Source organism: Pseudoalteromonas sp. 78C3 (genome assembly GCF_002836695.1).
Lineage (GTDB): Bacteria > Pseudomonadota > Gammaproteobacteria > Enterobacterales > Alteromonadaceae > Pseudoalteromonas > Pseudoalteromonas arctica.
Genome location: NZ_PJAV01000127.1, coordinates 38781 through 47535, shown reverse-complemented (window position 1 = coordinate 47535; position 8755 = coordinate 38781). Strand labels below are relative to the sequence as shown.

At 39.8% G+C, this 8755-nt stretch carries 7 protein-coding genes; 4 read left to right on the top strand and 3 right to left on the bottom strand.

Annotation, left to right across the window (positions count from 1 at the left end; all coding sequences use genetic code 11):
- Positions 1 to 37: 37 nt before the first annotated feature.
- Positions 38 to 1564, bottom strand: a complete 1527-nt coding sequence (locus tag CXF76_RS06610) for a fumarate hydratase (RefSeq protein WP_007583843.1) — start codon at positions 1562 to 1564, stop codon at positions 38 to 40.
- 155 nt (positions 1565 to 1719) lie between these two features.
- Between CXF76_RS06610 and pabB the strand changes: the two genes are divergently transcribed.
- From pabB to CXF76_RS06595, 3 genes are all read left to right on the top strand, one after another.
- Positions 1720 to 3078: an aminodeoxychorismate synthase component I gene (gene pabB / locus CXF76_RS06605; protein ID WP_024590990.1), complete on the top strand. Its 1359-nt coding sequence runs from the start codon at positions 1720 to 1722 to the stop codon at positions 3076 to 3078.
- A 6-nt stretch (positions 3079 to 3084) separates the two neighbouring features.
- The gene (locus tag CXF76_RS06600) at positions 3085 to 3660 is read left to right on the top strand and encodes an NUDIX hydrolase (RefSeq protein WP_024590991.1); all 576 of its coding nucleotides are present in this window, start codon (positions 3085 to 3087) and stop codon (positions 3658 to 3660) included.
- Positions 3661 to 3763: 103 nt separating this feature from the next.
- The gene (locus CXF76_RS06595; RefSeq protein ID WP_024590992.1) at positions 3764 to 5140 is read left to right on the top strand and encodes an L-serine ammonia-lyase; all 1377 of its coding nucleotides are present in this window, start codon (positions 3764 to 3766) and stop codon (positions 5138 to 5140) included.
- A 77-nt stretch (positions 5141 to 5217) separates the two neighbouring features.
- On the opposite strand, the gene cysB is transcribed toward CXF76_RS06595, so the two are convergent.
- Positions 5218 to 6195: an HTH-type transcriptional regulator CysB gene (gene cysB / locus CXF76_RS06590; protein ID WP_002961670.1), complete on the bottom strand. Its 978-nt coding sequence runs from the start codon at positions 6193 to 6195 to the stop codon at positions 5218 to 5220.
- A 324-nt stretch (positions 6196 to 6519) separates the two neighbouring features.
- Between cysB and CXF76_RS06585 the strand changes: the two genes are divergently transcribed.
- Positions 6520 to 7278 (top strand): hypothetical protein, encoded by a 759-nt coding sequence (locus CXF76_RS06585; protein WP_024590993.1) that lies wholly within the window; start codon positions 6520 to 6522, stop codon positions 7276 to 7278.
- 75 nt (positions 7279 to 7353) lie between these two features.
- Here CXF76_RS06585 and CXF76_RS06580 read toward each other — a convergent pair whose 3' ends face one another.
- Complete coding sequence (locus CXF76_RS06580; RefSeq protein WP_010555089.1) at positions 7354 to 8646, bottom strand: NCS2 family permease; 1293 nt, start codon at positions 8644 to 8646, stop codon at positions 7354 to 7356.
- Positions 8647 to 8755: the final 109 nt, after the last annotated feature.

Genomic DNA, 8755 nt, shown 5'->3' with positions numbered 1-8755 from the left:
AGCACTAGGCTCGCTTTTTAAAAATACAAAACGTACGTTATTTTAGCTTGCTATCAAGCTCTTCTATTTTAGCTTTCCAGATTGCAGGGCCTTGTGTATGCGCATTGGCGCCTTCACTGTCTACTGCAACGGTCACTGGCATATCTTCTACTTCAAATTCATAAATAGCTTCCATACCTAAATCTTCAAAAGCAACTACGCGTGCTTTTTTAATCGCTTTAGATACTAAGTAAGCTGCGCCGCCTACAGCCATCAAATAAACAGATTTATGCTCTTTAATAGACTCAACCGTTGCAGGGCCACGTTCAGCTTTACCAATCATGCCTACAATGCCTGTTTTTTCTAGCATCATATCGGTGAATTTATCCATGCGAGTAGCTGTTGTAGGGCCTGCAGGACCAACTGCTTCATCGCGTACCGCGTCTACTGGTCCAACGTAATAAATAAATTTATTATCAAAGTCTACGCCTTTTGGTAAACCTTCACCTGAATTGATCATATCTTGCAGACGTTTATGCGCTGCATCACGACCTGTTAAAATAGTGCCCGAAAGTAAAACAGTTTCACCCATTTTCCATTCTTGAACATCTTTTTTAGTCAGTGTATTTAAGTCAACACGACGTGTGCCTTCGCCCACTTCAAATGTTACTTGTGGCCAATCTTCTAGCTTAGGTGCTTTTAAATTAGCAGGGCCAGAACCGTCAAGTGTAAAATGTACATGGCGAGTTGCCGCACAGTTAGGGATCATTACTACAGGTTTTGAAGCTGCATGCGTTGGTGCTGTTTTAATTTTAACATCAACAACCGTTGTTAAACCGCCTAAGCCTTGTGCGCCAATACCTAATTTATTAGCACGGTCAAAAATTTCTAAACGCAGTTTTTCTTCAGTCGTTTCTGCGCCGCGTTCCATTAGTTCATGGATATCAACCGGATCCATTAACGACTCTTTAGCCATTACTGCCGCTTTTTCAGCCGTACCACCAATACCTATACCTAGCATGCCTGGCGGACACCAACCAGCACCCATTGTTGGTAGTGTTTTTTCTACCCATTCAGCAACATCATCTGACGGGTTTAACATAACCATTTTACTTTTGTTTTCAGAGCCGCCGCCTTTAGCCGCAACCATTACTTCTACTTTACCACCAGCCACTAAATCAATATGCACAACCGAAGGCGTATTATCTTTCGTGTTTTTACGCGTGCCAGCAGGGTCTGCAACAATAGATGCACGTAAAGGGTTATCTGGATTCAAATATGCACGACGAGTACCTTCATCAACCATTTGTTGAACGGTTAAATCTGTTTTATCCCACTTAACATCCATACCTACTTTAACAAAACAGGTAATAATACCGGTATCTTGGCAAAGTGGACGCTTGCCTTCAGCCGACATGCGTGAGTTAATTAAAATTTGTGCAATGGCGTCTTTAGCCGCTTTACTTTGTTCTTTGTTGTAAGCTTTTTCGAGAGCTTGAACAAAATCAAGTGGGTGATAGAACGAAATATATTGCAATGCATCTTCAATGCTATCAATAAAGTCTTGCTGACAAATTGTACTCATAGTGGTTCCTTAAGTTACCGTTACGCGTTGTCGCGTAATCTAAATCAAACCGGTGACGGTGGTTTGCACTGTTTTTTACAGCTTAGTGCTGCCAAAAAATTTGACTTATGATACCCTCCCAGCCCGTTTCGAGCCAGTTCTTAAAGGGGCAGTAAATGCTAAACAATAAAAAAAATTGTATTAAATTAGGCATAACACAAAACTGCATTGACGTTTTTGCGCATTTTTCACATTTGCCTTATGCAATTCTATTAGATTCTGCAAATAGTAATCATATAAACAGCCGTTTTGATATTATTGCCATTGAGCCGCAAAGTACCCTTGAAGTAAAAAATAATAAAAGCTTTTTAAATAATATGGAAAGTAGTGATAACTGCTTTGAAATTATGAATAATGAGCTTTCGCATCTTGATAAAACAAAAGCCGATTACGATTTACCCTTTAACGGCGGCTGGCTTGGCTACTTTGGCTACGACCTAGGCCGTACAATTGAAAACATCCCCACTCGTGCTATCGAAGATATTAATCTTCCCCAAATGGCTATTGGCCTTTACTTAGATGCCCTTATTTACGACAAGCAGCAACAAAGCTGGTTTTATGTATCGCAGCCAAACACCGATCGATTAGCGCTTTATGAGCAATACTTAAATACACACGCTAACTCCCAAGTTAATACGCAGTCCTTTGCCCTAAACAGCGACTGGCAATCAAATATGAGCGAAACGGAATACGCTGCAAAGTTTGCCCAAATTGAGGAGTATTTAAAAAGTGGCGATTGTTACCAAATTAATTTAGCGCAGCGCTTTAACGCTCAGTTTGAAGGCTCCCCTTGGGCAGCTTATATTAAACTGCGTGAGGCAAATAAAGCGCCGTTTTCAAGCTTTATAAATCACCCTCAAGGAGCTATTTTATCAATTTCTCCTGAGCGCTTTATATCTGTAAACAATAACGTTGTAGAAACCAAGCCTATTAAAGGAACACTGCCGAGAAAAGCAGATGCACTAGAGGATCAACAACAAGCGAAAATACTCGCAGCATCAGCTAAAGATCGCGCTGAAAATGTAATGATTGTTGATTTACTACGTAACGACTTAGGCAAAGTAGCAAAACCTGGCAGCGTTCACGTCCCTTCGCTTTTTGCTATTGAAAGCTTTCCGGCAGTGCATCATTTAGTAAGCACGGTCACCTCAGAACTTGATGAAGGTAAAACAGCGGTCGATCAGCTAAAAGCGGCTTTTCCGGGTGGCTCAATCACCGGTGCGCCAAAAATTAGAGCGATGGAAATAATTGAAGAATTAGAACCGCATCGCCGCAGCATTTATTGTGGTTCAATTGGTTATTTAAGTGCATGTGGAAATATGGATACGAGTATCACTATTCGCACATTGGTGTGCCACAAAGCGCAAATTTACTGCTGGGCAGGTGGCGGAATAGTCGCTGATTCTAAAGTCGAATTGGAATATCAAGAAACTTACGATAAAGTAAATAAAATCCTCCCTTTATTAAAACAGTAGGTCGCTTTGAATAGTGAACACATTATGGCGCGGTTTCTGTTAAGCCCTACAGCTGCGCCAAATCAGTTAAAAGACACACGTAAAAAACGCGCTAGCGCTGTTATGCTGCCAATTATTGATATAGATAACCATGCACATATTTTACTGTGTAAACGCCCTACTTATTTACACCATCACCCTGGGGAGATTTGTTTGCCCGGAGGCAAGTTTGAAGTAAGCGACATTACCCTTCGCACCACAGCACTTCGCGAACTAAAAGAAGAGCTAAATATTGCCCAAAGCAACGTTAATGTATTAGGTCACTTACCTGAGTATTCAACCTTAACGGGTTTTAGTATTAGCCCCTATGTGGGTTTACTCAAAAAAAACACCACCTGGGAAAATGACTATAATGAAGTACAAGCGAGCTTTTTGCTCTCTGTTACTGAATTAAATAACGAAGCTAACTGGCAACCCTTACCTTTTCAACGATTTGGGAAAACGGTTATTTTGCAAGGTTTTAAAACGCCGCATGGTTTACTTTGGGGTGCGACTGCAAGCATTATAAAAAACTTTACAAAACAACTCGCCTTACCAGTTTAAATCTTCGTTATTAGTAGTTACACAATCACAATTCCACGTTATCATGCTCGACCGTTCAAAGAGCAGCTTCGTGCTGATAAAACAAAGTAGAGACACACACATTATGATCAGTGCATTTGATATGTTTAGCATTGGTATTGGCCCTTCGTCATCACACACCGTTGGCCCAATGCGCGCATCACGCTTATTTGTTAATGACCTACAAGAACAACAATTATTAGCAAATGTTACCGATATTAAAGTAGAGCTTTATGGCTCTCTTGGTCAAACAGGTGTTGGCCATGGCTCGGGTAAAGCCGTAATTCTTGGTTTAGCCGGTTACGATCCTGAAACAATTGATGCCGATTTAGTCGACGACATTTTAGCGACCATTGAAAAAGATCAGGTTATTTATTTAAACAAAACACATAAAGCCAAATTCCCAAAACAAGGTGCTATTGTTTTTCATCGTCGTAAAACACTGCCTAAGCATTCTAATGCAATGGAAATTATCGCCTCAAACAACGGCGAAAAAATTTACAGCAAAGTATATTACTCTATTGGCGGTGGCTTCATTGTTACCGACGAAGAGTTTGAAAACGAAAAACAAGCAGCCCTCGATATTAGAGAAGAAAATCCAGCCCCCTTCCCATTTGGTAGCGCAAAAGAACTACTAGAGATGTGTAAAGAGTCTGGGTTTAGTGTTTCTACCTTGATGATGAAAAACGAAAAAACACTGCGCACTGAAGACGAAGTAAAAGACACATTGTTCCATATTTGGAAAGTAATGATGGCTTGTATTGACCGTGGTATGCGCACCGAAGGTATTTTACCTGGCGGCTTAAAAGTAAAACGCCGTGCGCCCAGCTTATACTTAAAACTAAATATAGAGGTCAGTAACGACCCGCTTCGTGCAATGGACTGGGTTGATTTATTTGCCCTTGCCGTAAACGAAGAAAACGCTGCAGGTGGCCGTGTAGTTACCGCACCAACTAATGGTGCTGCGGGTATTTTACCGGCTGTGCTTATGTACTATCACACATTTGTGAAAGAAGTAGACCGCGATATAGCCACGCGTTATTTATTAACCGCTGCTGCTATTGGTATTTTATATAAAAAGAATGCCTCTATATCGGGTGCCGAAGTAGGTTGCCAAGGTGAAGTCGGCGTTGCGTGCTCTATGGCTGCAGGCGCATTAACAGAAATTGTTGGTGGCAATGTTGTGCAAGTAGAAAACGCAGCAGAAATTGGTATGGAACATAATTTAGGCCTAACGTGCGACCCTGTTGGTGGCTTAGTACAAGTACCGTGTATTGAACGTAATGCAATGGGCGCTATTAAAGCAATTAACGCTTCACGTTTAGCTATACGTGGCAGTGGCGAGCAAAAGGTATCGCTTGATAAAGTGATTAAAACCATGCTTGAAACTGGTAACGATATGAAAACTAAATATAAAGAAACCGCTCGCGGTGGATTGGCTGTTAATATTATCGAATGTTAATCAGCTCGCTATAAAAAGAAAAAGCCGCCTATTTTTAAAATAGGCGGCTTTTTTATTATTCATTTAATGTAGTGACATTATTTAACGGGTAACTCTATATCTGCAAATAACTTATCTACGTCATCTTGGTTACGTAATAAGCTTGCTCGCTCTACTCGCTCTTTAGTTAAGTGCGGTGCAAAACGTTCGATAAAATCATACATATAAGTACGTAAAAAGCTGCCCTTTCTAAAACCAATTTTGGTCGTACTAGCTTCAAATAAGTGGCTTGCATCAATACACACTAAATCGGTATCGCTCACTTGATCTATCGCCATTGAAGCAACAACACCAACTCCTAAACCCAGTCGTACGTATGTTTTTATAACATCAGCATCGGTTGCGGTAAATACAATGTGTGGTTCAAGCCCGTGTGCGCTAAACGCTTTATCTAACTCTGAGCGGCCCGTAAAACCAAATACATATGTAATGAGTGGATATTGAGCAATATCAGCAACGGTTAAACTATTTGCCTTTTTAGCCAACGGATGGTCTTTAGCGACAACAATACTGCGATTCCAATGGTAGCAAGGCAGCATAACTAAATCTGAATACAAATGCAGTGCTTCTGTTGCAATAGCAAAATCGGCATCACCGCGTGCTGCAGCATCCGATATTTGCTGTGGAGTACCTTGGTGCATATGAAGCGATACCGCAGGGTATTTTTTCATAAACCCTTGAATTACGTTAGGCAAAGCATAACGAGCTTGGGTATGTGTTGTAGCAATATTTAACTTACCTTGATCAGGTAGCGTATGCTCATTAGCAACGGCTTTAATACCTTCTACTTTAGAGAGTATTTCACGAGAAATATTAATAATATCTTCGCCGGCACCGGTTACATGCGTTAAATGCTTACCACTGCGACCAAAAATTTGCACACCCAACTCATCTTCTAACATGCGTACTTGTTTAGAAATTCCTGGCTGCGAGGTAAATAAACTCTCAGCAGTCGCTGAAACATTTAATTTATGATTTTGTACTTCTACGATGTATCTGAGTTGTTGTAATTTCATGGCTGCAAATTTTAACGTTATTATTCATATTATTTATAAAGGCAATACCGCTTAAAACCAAGTGTTATTTACGTAAAATAGCACTTTAGGTCTTTAGGTGTGCAATTATCTGATTAGAGCTCAAGGCTAGCATAATAAATATGCTTCAGGTAGCGATGATTATTCAGCTTTAGTTTATAAGCCCTTAGGCTTACTGCAGTTTATAAAGAGCTCAACCTATCAATTTTTTGGTATATTTTTTAAGTTAATCGGCGCAAAGCTACCCTGTTAACGTATATTTAATGTAAGATTAAATAATTAGGTTATATATCCGAGAATTACACCATGATCGTTTCTATTATAATAGTGCTTATAGTTGCATTGATTGTGATTGCACTTTGGGTAAGTGCTGTACAACAACACAAAGAAAAACAAGAGGCAGAACGCCGTAAAGAGCTTACAAAACAAAAAGCTATAATAGAAGAAACAGAAGAGGCACTAATGAATAGTGCTAACATCCCCCTTTCTGAAAATCTAATTCGTACATTACAGCGCCGTATTTACGAAGCTTTAAATACAATGGTTACTAACTCGCAAACATCTAAAGCACTTAAAAGCCGCTTAAGTGAAGCAAAAACGCACTTATCTAATCCAGTTCAAGATAATAGCAATGAAGCTTTAACGCTACCTAGTAATGACAAACAACTTGTAGGCCTAATTCAAGGCATTAAAAAATTACGCTCAATTTTACGCTCTGAACACAGCAAAGGTCGTATTGATAGCCAAGTTTTTGTTTTAGAAGATAAACGTCTCGAAAAACTACAACTGCGTATTAATATTGAAAGCCAAATAAAACGTGGCTTATCTGCCCGCTCAGCGAGTATGGTTGGCTCAGCAAGACAGTATTTTGAAAAAGCGCAGGCAACACTCAGCGCAGTTACCTACTCTGATGAATATGTAACAACAAAACGGCTAGAAGTTGAGGGTTACTTAGAGGCAATTAGTGTTGAACTGCGAGCTTCTAATGCAAGCGCACTTAAAAAGAAAACAGAAGAAGAGCAAGACGACTTAGATATACTGTTTGCTCCTAAAAAGAAATGGTAGCGCTTTTATAAAAGCATTAAAAAAGCCTGCACAAATTAAAATTTGTGCAGGCTTTTTTGTGTTTTTTGTTAGCGATTAAGACAAAAATGCAAACTTGAAAACAAACAAGGCTGTTAATATCCAAACACTAATACTGACTTGATCTTGCTTGCCACACAAGACTTTAACCGCCGTATAAGATATAAAGCCAAGTGCAATACCGTGCGCAATCGAAAACGTTAATGGTGTCATTAGTAATACCACAGTAACAGGAATTGCATCGGTCATATCATCCCAGTTTACAAACTTTAAATTTTGCAGCATCAGAACAGCGACATATAAAATAGCACCTGCCGTAGCATAAGCCGGTACCATTTGTGCAAGCGGTGCAAAAAACATCATTAGTAAAAAGCAAATGCCTACAACTACAGCTGTTAAGCCAGTACGTCCGCCAACAGATACACCAGCAACCGATTCTATATACGATGTAGTCGTAGACGTACCTAGCATCGCACCTGCAATTGTTGCTGAGCTATCAGCACTTAATGCGCGCCCTAAACGAGGCATGTTACCTTTTTCATCAGCTAAACCTGCTTTTTGAGTTACCGCAACTAATGTACCCGAAGTATCAAAAAGATCGACAAACAAGAAAGCAAAAATAACACTCATCATTGATATATCAAAAGCGGCTGCAAAATCTAGCTGCATAAAAGTAGGCATTATTGATGGTGGCATAGCCATAACACCGTGATATTCAACAAGCCCCAAACTTAAAGCAATGCCAGTCACTAATAAGATACTAATAAGTACGCCACTTTTAAAATCGCGATATAAAAGCGCTGCAATTACAAAAAAGCTTAATATAGCCAATAACGGTCCTGGAGAAGTAATGTCGCCCAACTGCACTAATGTTGCCGGGCTTGAGACGATAATGCCTGCATTTTTAAGGGCAATTAATGCTAAAAAAGCACCTATACCCGTTGCGATTGCTCGCTTGAGCACCAGAGGTATGGCATTAATAATCCACTCTCTGACTTTAAATAAGCTTAAAAACAAAAATATACAACCCGACATAAATACAGCCCCTAACGCGGCTTGCCAGGTATAACCCATTCCTAATACGACACCATACGTAAAAAAGGCATTTAGTCCCATACCAGGCGCTAATGCTAATGGATAGTTAGCCCATAAACCCATTATAAAACAGCCTATCGCAGCTGCTATACATGTCGCTACAAATGCAGCCCCTTGATCCATCCCAGCCTCTGCGAGCATAGCCGGGTTTACAAATACAATGTATACCATAGTTATAAAGGTAGTTAGGCCAGCAACGCATTCGCGTTTAACTGTTGAATTATTTTCGCTCAGTTTAAATAAGGCTTCGAACATAATAAACTTGTGATAGTAAAAAGTGGCGAGATTTTAACATAAAAATTATCTTTTACAGGACATTTTACCTTGCTATATACTAAACTGTTAGAGTAGTTAAAATAATAAA